Source organism: Papillibacter cinnamivorans DSM 12816, from assembly GCF_900176335.1.
Lineage (GTDB): Bacteria > Bacillota > Clostridia > Oscillospirales > Oscillospiraceae > Papillibacter > Papillibacter cinnamivorans.
Genome location: NZ_FWXW01000008.1, coordinates 1 through 12,959, shown reverse-complemented (window position 1 = coordinate 12,959; position 12,959 = coordinate 1). Strand labels below are relative to the sequence as shown.

The 12,959-nt window shown below is 53.6% G+C and carries 15 protein-coding genes and 1 tRNA gene; 5 read left to right on the top strand and 11 right to left on the bottom strand.

All coding sequences use genetic code 11. The features are described 5' to 3' along the window. Positions 1-251: 251 nt before the first annotated feature. The 7 genes from B9A13_RS11410 to B9A13_RS11380 form a co-directional block, all read right to left on the bottom strand. Positions 252-1,094 (bottom strand): hypothetical protein, encoded by an 843-nt coding sequence (locus B9A13_RS11410; protein ID WP_143806979.1) that lies wholly within the window; start codon positions 1,092-1,094, stop codon positions 252-254. Positions 1,095-1,127: 33 nt separating this feature from the next. Continuing rightward, entirely contained in the window at positions 1,128-1,349 is a 222-nt protein-coding gene (locus tag B9A13_RS11405) for a hypothetical protein (RefSeq protein ID WP_143806976.1), read from the bottom strand. Between the two features lie 47 nt (positions 1,350-1,396). Beyond that, positions 1,397-1,834 carry a hypothetical protein gene (locus tag B9A13_RS11400; protein ID WP_084235293.1) on the bottom strand — a complete coding sequence of 146 codons (438 nt, stop codon included), beginning with the start codon at positions 1,832-1,834 and terminating at the stop codon, positions 1,397-1,399. 219 nt (positions 1,835-2,053) lie between these two features. Further along, on the bottom strand, positions 2,054-2,440 hold the full coding sequence (locus B9A13_RS11395) for a YybH family protein (RefSeq protein ID WP_084235292.1): 387 nt from the start codon (positions 2,438-2,440) through the stop codon (positions 2,054-2,056). A gap of 116 nt (positions 2,441-2,556) precedes the next feature. After that, positions 2,557-2,649 (bottom strand) — tRNA-Ser (locus tag B9A13_RS11390). Between the two features lie 272 nt (positions 2,650-2,921). Beyond that, on the bottom strand, positions 2,922-4,208 hold the full coding sequence (locus B9A13_RS11385; RefSeq protein WP_084235291.1) for an acetyl-CoA hydrolase/transferase family protein: 1,287 nt from the start codon (positions 4,206-4,208) through the stop codon (positions 2,922-2,924). Positions 4,209-4,249: 41 nt separating this feature from the next. After that, on the bottom strand, positions 4,250-5,542 hold the full coding sequence (locus B9A13_RS11380; protein WP_143806989.1) for an acetyl-CoA hydrolase/transferase family protein: 1,293 nt from the start codon (positions 5,540-5,542) through the stop codon (positions 4,250-4,252). A 343-nt stretch (positions 5,543-5,885) separates the two neighbouring features. On the opposite strand from B9A13_RS11380, the gene speD reads away from it, so the two are divergent. The 4 genes from speD to speB are packed head-to-tail and all read left to right on the top strand — an operon-like array spanning position 5,886 to position 9,857. Further along, a complete protein-coding gene (speD, locus tag B9A13_RS11375) occupies positions 5,886-6,707 on the top strand; it encodes an adenosylmethionine decarboxylase (RefSeq protein ID WP_200809720.1) in 822 nt (273 codons plus the stop codon). A gap of 2 nt (positions 6,708-6,709) precedes the next feature. Beyond that, on the top strand, positions 6,710-8,167 hold the full coding sequence (locus B9A13_RS11370) for an aminotransferase class I/II-fold pyridoxal phosphate-dependent enzyme (protein WP_084235356.1): 1,458 nt from the start codon (positions 6,710-6,712) through the stop codon (positions 8,165-8,167). Positions 8,168-8,170: 3 nt separating this feature from the next. Beyond that, positions 8,171-9,019: a polyamine aminopropyltransferase gene (gene speE / locus B9A13_RS11365; protein ID WP_084235288.1), complete on the top strand. Its 849-nt coding sequence runs from the start codon at positions 8,171-8,173 to the stop codon at positions 9,017-9,019. Beyond that, a complete protein-coding gene (speB, locus tag B9A13_RS11360; RefSeq protein WP_084235287.1) occupies positions 9,012-9,857 on the top strand; it encodes an agmatinase in 846 nt (281 codons plus the stop codon). The genes speE and speB overlap by 8 nt, the downstream gene beginning before the upstream one ends. 52 nt (positions 9,858-9,909) lie before the next feature. On the opposite strand, the gene B9A13_RS11355 is transcribed toward speB, so the two are convergent. Together B9A13_RS11355 and B9A13_RS11350 are read right to left on the bottom strand one after the other, a co-directional pair. Next, positions 9,910-10,137, bottom strand: coding sequence for a hypothetical protein (locus tag B9A13_RS11355; RefSeq protein ID WP_084235286.1), 228 nt, complete (start codon positions 10,135-10,137; stop codon positions 9,910-9,912). 356 nt (positions 10,138-10,493) lie between these two features. Then, entirely contained in the window at positions 10,494-10,856 is a 363-nt protein-coding gene (locus B9A13_RS11350) for a hypothetical protein (RefSeq protein ID WP_084235285.1), read from the bottom strand. Between the two features lie 447 nt (positions 10,857-11,303). Between B9A13_RS11350 and B9A13_RS11345 the strand changes: the two genes are divergently transcribed. Next, entirely contained in the window at positions 11,304-11,594 is a 291-nt protein-coding gene (locus B9A13_RS11345) for a hypothetical protein (protein WP_084235284.1), read from the top strand. 477 nt (positions 11,595-12,071) lie between these two features. Here B9A13_RS11345 and B9A13_RS11340 read toward each other — a convergent pair whose 3' ends face one another. Further along, positions 12,072-12,287, bottom strand: coding sequence for a hypothetical protein (locus tag B9A13_RS11340; RefSeq protein ID WP_084235283.1), 216 nt, complete (start codon positions 12,285-12,287; stop codon positions 12,072-12,074). A gap of 21 nt (positions 12,288-12,308) precedes the next feature. After that, positions 12,309-12,959: hypothetical protein (locus B9A13_RS14145; protein WP_084235282.1), on the bottom strand; the 651-nt coding region annotated here is incomplete at its 5' end.

The window sequence follows — 12,959 nt, the reverse complement described above, 5'->3', positions numbered from 1 at the left end:
TCGATTTTGAAGGATCCTGTGCTGCTATATAATATGTACAGCCAAAGATGAAGTGAGAGCTTTATAGTTTGAGGTTCACTTCCGCCGTCGCGATAAAATCAAACCGGGGGGAGACGGCGTGAGAAGTCAAAAACTACCGGGCATCTGTTGGTATCTTCGGGATCCAATCGGACATCGCCATACCGCCCCCTCCTTGAAAATGGGCATGAAAATGGAGTAATCCGAAGATTGCTCCTTGACTAAGTTTCTCTTTACTTGAGATTTGCAAAAGGTCTCTTTAAGCATACTCTTTTAAATTCATTGAGCAGTTTTTGTTCAAGTTCGACGGGATTTTCATCCGCACATGCATACCAGTAGACTCGAAAATCCGGGCTGCTTTCATGCTGCCACAGATATCGGCCGCCCCAGTGGCCGACGTTTTTTCCGTTTCCAAACCGAAGCAGCGCAACGATCCTTTCCTTTAAGGTCGCATCTGATGGGATCCCGTTTACCGATGTGCCTCCTGCTTTGCCTATATATAGAATATCCGCTTCTTCGACCCAATTCCTCCAAAGTTCCTCTATCGGCACATTAGGATTTTTGCCTTTGAAATGGCCACCGGTGCCCGGATTGACAAACATACCTTCAGGCCATTCATAAGGGAAGATTACAAAATATACACCATTTGTATCTGGCAGTCTGGCCGTTACTCTCGCCGGGTCGGAAATGTACTGATTTAAAGTGACATAATCGGAAAGCTTATATTGGTCTATGATATCGTTGGTATATGCGCAGTATTCACCGAAACAGATTCCTCCGCCGCGTGTATGCCCGGAAGAATAACATCTGTCGCTCTCTTCAACATTTGTTAAATGGAGGAGTTTGTGTTTCTCAGCCCAATGAAGTGTTTCCTGCCACCGATCCTTCTTATCCTCGTCATTGGTAAACGCCCAGCCGGCTAAAATGAGTGGGGTCGGCGGTCCACCGGCATTGCTGATCTCAACAACGGTTTTTGGAAGTATTATTCCCGTTATGTTTTCGTAGGCTCTGCACAAATTTTCATATATTTCGTTCCACCTGTTTGGGAAAGGACATATATAATCTAGCTCCATCATAACTCCTCCCAATAGAAAAATGTATGATACGTCCTAATCGACGATCTGAATTTCACCAGTATCGATTAATTCATTGAAATCTTCGACAGTATAACCGCCGTCATTCCGGTTGGGCCGAAAATCATTATAGTAAAAACCGCGTCGTCTGATTTTGTCTCTTATCGCTTTCTGCTTATCTGGTTCATGTTGTTTTTGCTTGATTAGTACTCTGATTTCAGCCGCTTCTTTTTCGGTGAATATTCTCTTACCTCTCATTTGTTCCATCACCTATCATTATTAGTATATTTTTATAATTAGTTTTCCTAATGCACGGATTTTCCGCTGATTTTCAGCCTGATGATATTCCCAGGAAGCGCTTCAAACATATCGGGATAGTGGCCGCACCTTGCTCTGATTTGGTTATATTCGGCTTTGCTGCCGTTTTTTTTGTAATATAAACCTTTCAAAAATATTGTATCCGCTAGTTCTGCCGCATGTAGTTGGTTCCCTTCGGTTTCAAGTAACACGAGTTTCATAGCTTCTTGAAGCGTATATGCGGAAGATTTGTGCTTGTTGGTTATGGTTGGTATTGCAGCTTGTTGCTGAAAACCCAATACCATTTCGGGTTTAACAATGATATACGCGGGAGCGTTATTTTTCAACAATATTACTTGCCCACACTTGTCCACCAAGTCAAATACTTGCTGCGGCTCATTTTTTATTCTTTCAAAAGGTATTAAGGCATCAAGATCTATTGACATAAATATCACCTCAAGTCAAGCTTATTACAACGCATCCAAAAAGTCAATAAAAAAATACAATTGTATAAAATGTATATACATTGATATTCGCCGTCGCGATAAAATCAAACCGGGTGGAGACGGCGAAGCCGCCGGAACCCAAAAAGAGCGAGCAGGGTAAACCTGCTCGCTCTTTTTGGGATGTGTCATGACCTTCGATATCCCTTGATTGTTAAAGTTTTAATCAAGCAGGGAAGTTCCATATGAATTGTCTATTGCGCACAGCCACTTCCCATCAATATTTCGGTAGATATAAGTTGCGCGTCGATCCATGCTGAATTCCGATTCGTTTTTATTATCAGACTCCAACAGGGTCTGGGACATAACCAAAACCGTATCGCCAGCCTCAATCATAAGCATTTTCCCTTGTGTGGGGATTACGCTGTTTTTAAAGTAAGCAGCGATTTTTATAAAGGCTTGCTTAATTGCTTCTTTCCCTCTTGCTTCCAGACCGGGTTTGACAACAAGCACCGCATCCTCAGTATAAAAATCCATTAACGCATCAAACCGTTCCTCTTTTATCGCTTTGTCGGCAGCGTCTATCAATTCTTTAATCACAGCATTCATTCGTTCCTAAGCTCCTCATTTAATCATTATGGATAGTCAAATCAAGTGTAGTATAAACATTTAAGATAAAAAGAAAATACATGTGCTAGTTTCAATGCTAACACATGCATTTTCAGTGGCGGAGATGGAGAGATTCGAACTCTCGAGACCGTTTTGCGGCCTACGCGATTTCCAGTCGCGCGCCCTCGACCAATCTAGGCGACATCTCCATGATTGCTTGAGTGAGTGCTGCGTATTCGGTTATTTTGCCGTTTGAATGCCGGGGGGCGGCGATACAGCAAAATTTATTATACCAGCTTTTGTGGTCAAGTCAAGAGCAAATTCTCCTGCCCGGCAGAGGAAAACGAATCGGCCGGATCCGCCGCGGGAAGGTGCAAAGCGGAGCGGGGGACAATCCTCTTTCGCGCCGAAAGGGGAAAGCGGGGGAAGAAGCGGCGCTCCTTCCCCCGGCGTTGTTCGTTTTATAAAAATCGGCTCCGGATTACAGCTTGAAGAAAATCTTTTCAAACTCCTCGGTAAGCTGGGCGCGGGAATCGGGGTGAGCGATAGAGATGAGGGCCTTCGCCCGATCCCGGATGCTCTTTCCCTTGAGCCTGGCGTACCCGTACTCGGTGACAAGATAGTCCACGTCGGTTCTCGAAGTGGTGACCGCGGTGCCGGGGGGCAGGGTGGGGACGATTTTGGAGATGCCCTTGTTGGTCACCGAGTTGAAGGCGAGAATGGATTTGCCGCCGGGAGACATGGCGGCGCCACGGATGAAATCCACCTGGCCGCCGATGCCCGAAAACTGCTTGCCGTTTATGCCCTCGGAGTTCACCTGGCCCAGAAGGTCCACCTGGATGCAGGCGTTAATGGAGACCATCTTCTCGTGCCGGCAGATGACCCTGGGGTCGTTGGTGTAGTTCACCGGGAGCACTTCGAACCTGGGATTGTGGTCCAGGTAGTCGTAGAGCTTCTGGGAGCCCAGATAGATGGTGGCGGTGCACTTGCCGGGGTTATAGGTCTTTTTCTTGTTGGTGACGACGCCCAGCTCCATGAGCTCCACAAGGCCCTCGCCCAGAAGTTCGGTGTGCACGCCCAGATCCCGCTTGCCCCGGAGCATTTTCAGGGCCGCCTCGGGCACCGCGCCGATGCCGATCTGCAGGGTGGAGCCGTCCTCGATGAGGGAGGCGCAGATCTCGCCGATCTGGCACTCCGCTTCCCCGATGACGGGGGGAGCCACGGTATAGGCCGGGCGGGAGACCTCTACCAGGCAGCCGATCTCGGAGACGTGGATGGAGCTGCCGTAAGTGTAGGGCAGCTGGTCGTTGACCTCCGCGATGACGTATTTGGCGCTTTCCACAAGCCCGGGGATGAAGGAGACGATAGCCCCGTAGCTGCAGTACCCGTCCCGGTCGGGAGGGGTCACATGGATGAAGGCCACGTCCGGCCGAATCTCCGAGCGCATCAGCTCGGGCTTGTCCATATAAAAGCAGGGGATGAAGTCCGCCTGCCCGGAGGCCACCGCGCCGCGGTTGTTTGCCGAGCAGAAGGAGGTGACGTGATGGATATGGCCTTCCATCCCCGGCGCCAGGTATCCAATGGGCTCCCGGGGGTCCATCTGGTAGAGGGTGACGTCCCTGAAATCGTCCTTGTGCTTTACCAGGGTGTCCACCAGCAGCAGGGGAGCGTGCCCCGGGCCGCCGACGGCCACGGTATCGCCGGATTTGATATGGGAGATTGCTTCCTCCGCGGTCACTTTTTTCTGGTTATACTGCTCTTTCCACATAGCCGCTTCTCCTTTTTGTGATTTTGAAGTGTTTCCGGAAATTACAGCTTAAAAAACGCCTTTTCAAACGCCTCGGTGAGCTCCGCGCGGAAATTAGGGTGGGCGATGGAGATCAGCGCTTTTGCCCGCTCCCGGATGCTCTTGCCCTTGAGTCTTGCGTAGCCGTACTCGGTGACCACGTAGTCCACGTCGGTGCGGGAGGTAGTAACCACGGTGCCGGGAGCCAGGAAGGGGACGATCTTGGACTTTTTGCCTCCCGCCGTGGTGGAGTTTACCGCCAGGATGGATTTGCCGCCCCTGGACATGGTGGCGCCCCGGACGAAGTCCACCTGGCCGCCGATGCCGGAGTACTGTTTGCCGTTGATGGTCTCGGAGTTCACCTGGCCCAGAAGGTCGATCTGGAGGCAGGCGTTGATGGAGATCATCCTGTCGTTCTGGGCGATGACCCGGGGATCGTTGGTATAGGCCACGGGGAGGACCTCGAAGGCGGGATTGCGATCGATGTAGTCGTAGAGCTTCTTTGTGCCCATATACAGGGTGGTGATGCATTTGCCGGGATTTAAGCTCTTCTTTTTATTGTTGACGACGCCGGCTTCCATGAGATCGATGAGCCCGTCGCCCAGAAGCTCGGTGTGGACACCCAGATCGCGCTTGCCCCGGAGCATTTTCAGCGCCGCCTCGGGCACCGCGCCGATGCCCACCTGAAGGGTGGAGCCGTCATCGATGAGGGAGGCGCAGATCTCGCCGATCTGCATTTCTACCTCGCCCGCCGGCGCGGGAGGAAATTCGGTGATGGGCCTCGAGGATTCCACGATATAATCCAGGTCGGAGATATGGACGAAAGAGCCGTAAGTATAGGGCATCTGGTCGTTGAGCTCCGCTATGACGATCTTCGCACTCTCCATGGCTTCCCGCTTCACGGAGGCGGAAGTGCCGAAGCTGCAGTACCCGTTTTTATCCGGCGGAGTGAGCTGAACAAAAAGGACGTCCGCCCGGAGTTCATTTTTCGTGATGGAGCCTTGGTTGTAATAGAAAGACGGAGTATAGTCGGCGAAACCGCAGTTCACGGCGGCCCGATTGGCTGCGCCGCAGAACATGGTGTGGTGTTTGAAATGGGTTTCCATGCCGGGTTCCAGGTACTCCTGGGGACCGATGGGCAGCATGTGGACGATTTCCACATCACGATACCGGTCCTTATTCCGGAGCATGGCTTCCACCAGGGTGGGGGCCACGTCCACATTTTCGCCGATGCTGACCCGATCGCCGTTTTTTATCAAGGAAACCGCTTCATCTGCCGAAATTTTCTTCTTTTTATACAATTCTTGCCACATAATCGGATCTCCTTTTATTTTTTTTACACGAATTCTATGATACACAAAAACGGCCGGGATAGCAACGAAAAATAGGAATATACTAATTTAAAAAAGAAACGGGTCGAAAAACGGAGCGCGGCGGTGTCGGCGAAAAAGAGGAGCCGTTGGAGATAAGCCGATGGATATGGGAGATATTCGGAGGAATTCCAAATAAAAAGAAGATTTTAAGAGACAGAAGTAAAAAAATCGTGATTATCTCAAAATATTTCAAAAATATCTTGAAATTTGAGAGCGTTTCAATATAATATACAGTGTTTATTACCGCCCCTGCCGGACATGCGGGGGCGGATACTATTGAAAGGTTGTGATGGTAGGGTTGGAAAAAAAGCTGACTTTATACGGCTTTAACAACCTCACAAAGACGCTCAGCTTCAACATCTACGATGTTTGCTATGCCAAGAGCGAGCGGGAACAGAAGGACTACATCGCCTATATCGACGAGATGTACAACTCCGAGCGGCTTACCAAGATCCTCTGCGACGTCACGGAGATCATCGGAGCCCAGGTGCTGAACATCTCCAGGCAGGATTACGACCCCCAGGGGGCCAGCGTCACCATTCTCATCGCGGAGCACCCCATCCAGGTGCAGATCCTGGAACGGGGAAAAGAAGGCGAAGAACCGGTGGTTCTGCCGGTCAAACAGGACGTGGCGGCGCATCTGGACAAGAGCCATGTCACCGTCCATACCTATCCGGAGTACCATCCGGACAACTCCATCGCCACTTTCCGCGTGGACATCGACGTTTCCACCTGCGGCACCATCTCCCCGCTGAACGCTTTGAACCACCTGATCGGAAGCTTTGACTCGGACATCATCACCATTGATTACCGGGTTCGGGGCTTCACCAGGGATATGAACGGACAAAAGCTGTTTATCGATCACGACATCACCTCGATCCAGAACTATATAGAGGGCGCCACTTTGAAAAAGTACGACGCCATGGACATAAACGTATATCAGGCGAACATTTTCCACACCAAGATGCTCATCAAGGATATTGTCCTGCAAAACTACCTCTTCAACGTGGATGCCTACGAGCTTCTGCCCCGCCAGAGGCTGGAGATCGTGGAAAACCTGCGCCGGGAGATGATCGAAATCTTCAGCGGCGAGAACGTCTTCGCGTGACCATGGGAAAGAGCGCGAACCGGCAGGAGAACATGCCCCTGGCGGAGGCCCTGGAGCGTTACCGGGCCGACCGGGTGGTTTCCTTCGATGTTCCCGGCCACAAGCAGGGAAGGGGGAACCCGCGCCTTACGGAATTTCTGGGAAAACGCTGTCTTTCCGTGGACGTAAACTCCATGAAGCCCCTGGACAACCTCACCCACCCGATTTCTGTGATCCGGGAGGCGGAGGAGCTGGCCGCGGACGCCTTTGGGTCGAAGTACGCATTTTTCATGGTCAACGGCACCACCTCGGCGGTCCAGGCCATGATCCTTTACGCGTGCCGGCGGGGGGACAAGATCATCCTCCCCCGGAACGTGCACACCTCCGCCATCAACGCCCTGATTCTCTGCGGCGCGGTCCCCGTCTACGTGGACCCCGGAGTGGACAGGAGCCTGGGCATCGCCCTGGGGATGACCCCCGAGGCGGTGGAGCGGGCCATCCGGGAAAACCCGGACGCCAGGGCGGTCCTGGTGAACAATCCAACCTATTACGGCATCTGCCCGGACACGGTTTCCATAGCAAAGCTAGCCCGGGCAAACGGCTTGCTCGTCCTGGCCGACGAGGCTCACGGAACCCACTTTTCCTTCGGAGAGGGGCTTCCGGTGCCGGCTATGCGCGCGGGAGCGGATATGGCGGCGGTGAGCATGCACAAGACCGGGGGGTCTCTGACCCAGAGCTCGATCCTTTTAGCCGGGGAGCGGGTGGACCCGGGGTATCTGCGACAGATCATCAATCTGACGGGTACCACCAGCGCGTCCTATCTGCTCATGTCGTCTCTGGACATCGCGCGGCGGAATCTCGCGGTGGAGGGAAAGGAAACCTTCTCCAAAGTCCTCGCCCTGGCGGAGTACGCCAGAGGGGAAATTAACCGCTTGGGAGGCTACCGGGCCTTCGGCCCCGACATTGCGGGCAGCCCCGGCGTTTTCGGTTTTGACCGGACGAGGCTCCCGGTTTTCACCAGGGAGATCGGCCTCGCCGGTATCGAGGTGTACGACATGCTCCGGGACGACTACGGAATCCAGGTGGAATTCGGGGATTTGGGGAACATTCTGGCCATTTTGTCCGTGGGGGACAGCGAGCTTATGGCGGAGCGGCTGGTTTCCGCCCTTCAGGAGATCCGGCGGTTGAAACGGCGCGATCCCTCGGGAATGTTCGACCACGAGTACATCCCTCCCCAGGTGGTACTGCCGCCTCAGGAGGCCTTTTACGCAAAGCGCCGGAGCCTTCCTCTCGCGGACAGCGCCGGCCGGGTATGCGGGGAATCCGTGATGAGCTACCCTCCGGGCATCCCCGTGGTGGCCCCCGGAGAGAGGATCACCGGGGAGATCGTGGAGTACATCCGGTACGCCAGGGACAGGGGCTGCCGCATCACCGGCACCGTGGACCCCGCGGCGGAGAGCATTCAGGTTTTGGAGGAATGAAAAATGGAACTTTGGTATACGGAGGAGCACACACCCGATGTGCGGTTTTCCATCCGCGTGGAGCGGCAGCTGTGCTCGGTACAAAGCCCCTTTCAGCGGATCGATATCTTTGAATCCAAGGAGTTCGGACGCTTTTTAACCCTGGACGGGCTCATGATGCTCACGGAAAAGGACGAGTTCATCTATCACGAGATGATCGTCCACGTGCCCATGGCGGCAAACCCGGACATCCGGCGGGTGCTGGTGGTGGGCGGCGGCGACGGGGGAACGGTGCGGGAGCTGACCCGGTATCCCGGGATCGAGCGCATCGACATGGCGGAGATCGACGGGGAAGTGGTGCGCGCCTGCCGCGAATTTCTTCCCCAGACCGCTTCCCGCCTGGACGACCCCAGGGTGAACCTTCTCATCGAGGACGGGCTCAAGTACGTCCGCAGCAGGGAAAACGAATACGACCTCATTCTGGTGGACTCCACCGACCCCTTCGGCCCCGGAGAGGGGCTTTTCACCCGGGAGTTTTACGGCAGCTGCTATAACGCTCTCCGGGAGGAGGGGATCCTGGTCAATCAGCACGAGTCCCCCTATTACCCGGACTACACCCGGTCCATGAAGCGGGCCCACCGGCGCATCAACGAGTGCTTTCCCGTCTGCCGGGTCTATCAGGCCCACATACCCACCTATCCCTCGGGGCACTGGCTTTTCGGCTTTGCCTCCAAGGGGATCGATCCCCTGGAAGCTCAGCTGTACCGGTGGGAACGCCTGGGCATTGAGACCCGGTACTACAATCCCGAGCTGCACCGGGGAGCCTTTGCCCTGCCCAACTACGTGATTTCGGAGCTGAAGGACGATGCTTAAGCGGAATTTGGAGACCTTTCTGGGCTGCACAGCGGAATACGGGGAAGCGAAACTCGTTCTTTTCGGAGCGCCCTTCGATTCCACCACATCCTTCCGGCCCGGCGCCCGCTTCGGCCCCCGGGCCATGCGGGGGGACTCCTGGGGCCTGGAAACTTACAGCCCGTATCAGGACAAGGAACTGCCGGAGAACAAGGTATTTGACGCGGGAGATCCGGAGCTGCCCTTCGGCGCACCGGAGAGGGCCCTGGACCGGATCGGCGAGACTGCCGGGCAGATCCTGGCCGACGGAAAACTCCCCGTTATGATGGGGGGAGAGCACCTCGTCACCCTGGGCGCCCTTAGGGCGGCGGCTAATCGGTACCCGGAGCTGCACATCCTGCATTTTGACGCCCACGCCGACCTCCGGGAGCAATACCTGGGAGAGCCGCTGTCCCACGCCTGCGTCCTCCGGCGCTGCTGGGAGACGGTGGGGGACGGGCGCATTTTTCAGTTCGGCATCCGCTCCGGCGAGCGGGAGGAATTTGTCTGGGGTGAAGAGCACGTTTATACCAGAAAATTCGATTTTGAAGGCCTTGCCGATGTGACGGCGCGCCTTTCGGGAAAACCGGTCTACCTCACAGTGGATCTGGACGTACTGGACCCCTCGGTGCTGCCCGGCACCGGCACACCGGAACCGGGGGGCGCAAGCTTTTCAGAGCTTCTGGGAGCGATTCTTTCCCTGAAGGGGCTTAATATTGTGGCCGCCGATGTCTGCGAACTGGCCCCCATGCTGGACCCCTCCGGCGCCTCCGCCGCCGCGGCCTGCAAGCTTCTCCGGGAACTGCTGATCCTGCTGTAAAGAGAAAAATAAGCCGGGCCGATTTTCATCATCGGCCCGGTTGTTTTGACATTTACGCCCCCGCGCCCTCAATGAGCTCGTCGGCGGATCTGGCGGCGCTCTGGGCGGTGTCGAGGGCTTCGTCAGCGGATTTTGCGGCGGATTTGAGGATGTCGCCGGAGTCTTCCGCTTTTCGGACGGCGGAGACGAGAAGGCCCCACTCGGCCGCGTCGTCCGCGTTTTTCGCGGCGCCGTGCAGCAGATCGGTCACCGTGTTGCCGTACTTTGCGATTCCTTTCATCAGCCACTCGGCGGCCTCGGGGCCCGACTTCGCTGCCGCGGCCAGGGCGGGAGTCAGGGTCTCCGCGAAAGCAAGCTGTGCCTTTGCTTAATTAGATTTACCCTGTTCCACTCAAATCGGGCAAATCTACTGCGTCGAAAACAGAGCAGGAGAAAGGCGGGTGGTCGTGCGCGACCTCCCGCCGCTCACTTCGCCCAGCAGTGCTGGGCGTTTCCGGGATTTTGCTCAGGTGGTCGAATTCGGGCATTGACGTCAGTTAGGTGGTCGGAAATCAGTGAAAGTGCGATAAATTGAAGCTTTTTAACCGCCACCTTTGGGTAGTTGGCAATCGTAAGCGCCTTGCTATATACTAGAACTTAATCCTTGTCAATCCATACCTTTTGATTTTCTTTAATAGCCGTTTTAAGAAAATCGCAAATTGCAGATAGAACTTCAGCAGAACCATTAAACTCTAATTTGTTTGGATCGATGCTTTGGAATTCTGCTAATGCTGAATAAATATCAGGCATTTCCCAAATTCCATCTTCCCAGCCTGTTACAAGGTGATAGTAGTACGCCAGCCCTTGCCAACCAGAGGGAGTCGGTTCAAATTGGTCCATAATATCATCAAAAAAACCCTCCCATATGCTGAGGATGGTTCGATTATTAGAACCTTTTATAAATTGTATCTCAGGCTCACCTTCATATCCTTCATAGTATTTATTTATTTGGTTATCCATTTATGAACCCCTCCTTTATGGTGCAAGCCAATGACCAGCTTTTAACATCGCTTTCTGTGCGGCCGTCATCGTACCATTTTGGTATGCCGTTATAGCCGCTTGCCATTCATGTCTCGTTACCCATGTGTTTCCAACCATTATATGAATCACTCTTCGTTGACCAGTTGGATTGCCTTGTGTAACTCTTGAAACAACCCATGTATTACCTTGTCCTGCGGGTGCCCCGGGTGTTTTTGTATGCCACCGTGCCTCATAGTTGTATCCGCTATCTGTCCATTTATAGCTTATTTGGTCATATCCTGCTGCTTTAGTGCCTGATTTGATTGTTGCATTTTCCGGGATTTCTATAGGAGATGTCTTTGCCAGCTCTTCTGTATTATTAGCCCAATCTGCTAAACTTGTCTTTCCCGTGCCCTCAATGAGCTCATCGGCGGATTTGGCGGCGCTTTGGGCGGCGTCGAGGGTTTCGTCGGCGTTCCTGGCGGCGGACTTGAGGATGCCGCCGGAGTCTTCCGCTTTCCGGACGGCGGAGACAAGAAGGCCCCATTCGGCCGCGTCGTCCGCGTTTTACGCGGCGCCGTGCAGCAGATCGGTCACCGTGTCGCCGTACTTGGCGATTCCTTTCATCAGCCATTCGGCAACCTCAGATGCCAGAATTCACGGTTTCCCGTGTTCAAGGGCGCGACAGCCTATCCACCAACGGACTTTACGCTTCAAGCAGGTTTCTTTGATGTGTGATGTTAACTCTGCTCGAAAAGTATTGCAAGTCATTTCCGCGAGTGTCTCCGAACTGTCACATTCAGAAAAAAGAGAAAGAGAGAGCTAAGGTGCTACACCCTTAAACCCCCTCCTGCCGCAAATTATAAGCCGGTTGTAAAAGTTTGTCAATTAGTGCTGTGTTACAAGAATATTACAGTTTTAACTCTGTGTTATGACCAAAGAAAGAACCTCGGCACCGTGGCCCGCCGTGTGCCCCTGTGTCGCGTTTTGGCGGCATGGCAGGAGGTTACCCCACTTGGCGGCAGCAGCGATTGTGAGGCCTTTGTGTGGCATGTTCCGTGCCTAGAAAGTCAGCCATAATATCGGCCCGATTCCCTAAAAGTCAGAGGTGAACCATGGGGGTAGAAAACCATGCAGGATAAAGGCAGGCGCGCCGCAAGGTGCGCCTGCCGATTCACAGCGTCCGGCAACGCCGACCGCAAAAGCGCTAAGGTATTAATCTCTGGCTAAACGTTCTTTTGCAGCCACGAGCAACCCTATAAGCCAATCAACAGGCACTTCTAAATTAGGCTTTTTTGCGAACCATTGAAGAACCAACTCCCCTTCAAGGTTGCGAATAATTGCCACATCTTCTTCGTTGCAATAAATTATAACAATTAAGTTATAATCATCATTCGGGTCGTTCCCAAAATCAGCTGTCCACTTTACCATTATATCTCATTCCTTTCATTTTTAGTGTGTATATTTTTCTAAAAACATGATAAATCTTTTCCCATCAGCAGACCACCTCGCCCCAGTGCCATCTGGAAGGCGCACATCCAATATGTCTCCAAAAACATTAGAATGTGATGTTTTGTATATCGACTTCGGATTGTTCAAAATTTCAGAAACATATCGCGCTCCCTGTTCTGTATTCTTAGCGGCATTCCCCGACACATCTCCAACGAAGGTGCCCGCACGATTTGGATTACCAGCATGCTTTTGAAACGCTCTACCTACTGGAGATACTCCGCCTTTTCCGGGGGTTGTTGCCGAATTAATGAGGTTATCTGTTGAACCCCATGATTTACTTACCTCCCCCGCGCCCTCAATGAGCTCGTCGGCGGATTTTAGAATGCCGCCGGAGTCTTCCGCTTTCCGGACGGCGGAGACAAGAAGGCCCCATTCGGCGGCGACGTCCGCGTTTTTCGCGGCGCCGTGCAGCAGATCGGTCACCGTGTCGCCGTACTTTGCGATTCCTTTCATCAGCCATTCGGCGGCTTCGGGGCTTATCTTCGCCGCCGCGGCCAGGGCGGGGGTCAGGGTCTCCGCGCCGTTGAACAGGGCTTTCAGCACCGTCCCTGCTTCATCCAGATTCTTGACGACGCCTATGCCGGGAATCAG

Coding starts and splice junctions, on each gene's coding strand:
- B9A13_RS11405 (WP_143806976.1), bottom strand. CDS start 1,349: ATGAGAGGTAAGAGAATATTCACCGAAAAAGAAGCGGCTGAAATCAGA.
- B9A13_RS11355 (WP_084235286.1), bottom strand. CDS start 10,137: ATGAAAGGAATCGCAAAGTACGGCAACACGGTGACCGATCTGCTGCAC.
- speE (WP_084235288.1), top strand. CDS start 8,171: ATGGAACTTTGGTATACGGAGGAGCACACACCCGATGTGCGGTTTTCC.
- B9A13_RS11350 (WP_084235285.1), bottom strand. CDS start 10,856: ATGGATAACCAAATAAATAAATACTATGAAGGATATGAAGGTGAGCCT.
- B9A13_RS11370 (WP_084235356.1), top strand. CDS start 6,710: ATGGGAAAGAGCGCGAACCGGCAGGAGAACATGCCCCTGGCGGAGGCC.
- speB (WP_084235287.1), top strand. CDS start 9,012: ATGCTTAAGCGGAATTTGGAGACCTTTCTGGGCTGCACAGCGGAATAC.
- B9A13_RS11400 (WP_084235293.1), bottom strand. CDS start 1,834: ATGTCAATAGATCTTGATGCCTTAATACCTTTTGAAAGAATAAAAAAT.
- B9A13_RS11395 (WP_084235292.1), bottom strand. CDS start 2,440: ATGAATGCTGTGATTAAAGAATTGATAGACGCTGCCGACAAAGCGATA.
- B9A13_RS11410 (WP_143806979.1), bottom strand. CDS start 1,094: ATGATGGAGCTAGATTATATATGTCCTTTCCCAAACAGGTGGAACGAA.
- B9A13_RS11340 (WP_084235283.1), bottom strand. CDS start 12,287: ATGGTAAAGTGGACAGCTGATTTTGGGAACGACCCGAATGATGATTAT.
- B9A13_RS11385 (WP_084235291.1), bottom strand. CDS start 4,208: ATGTGGAAAGAGCAGTATAACCAGAAAAAAGTGACCGCGGAGGAAGCA.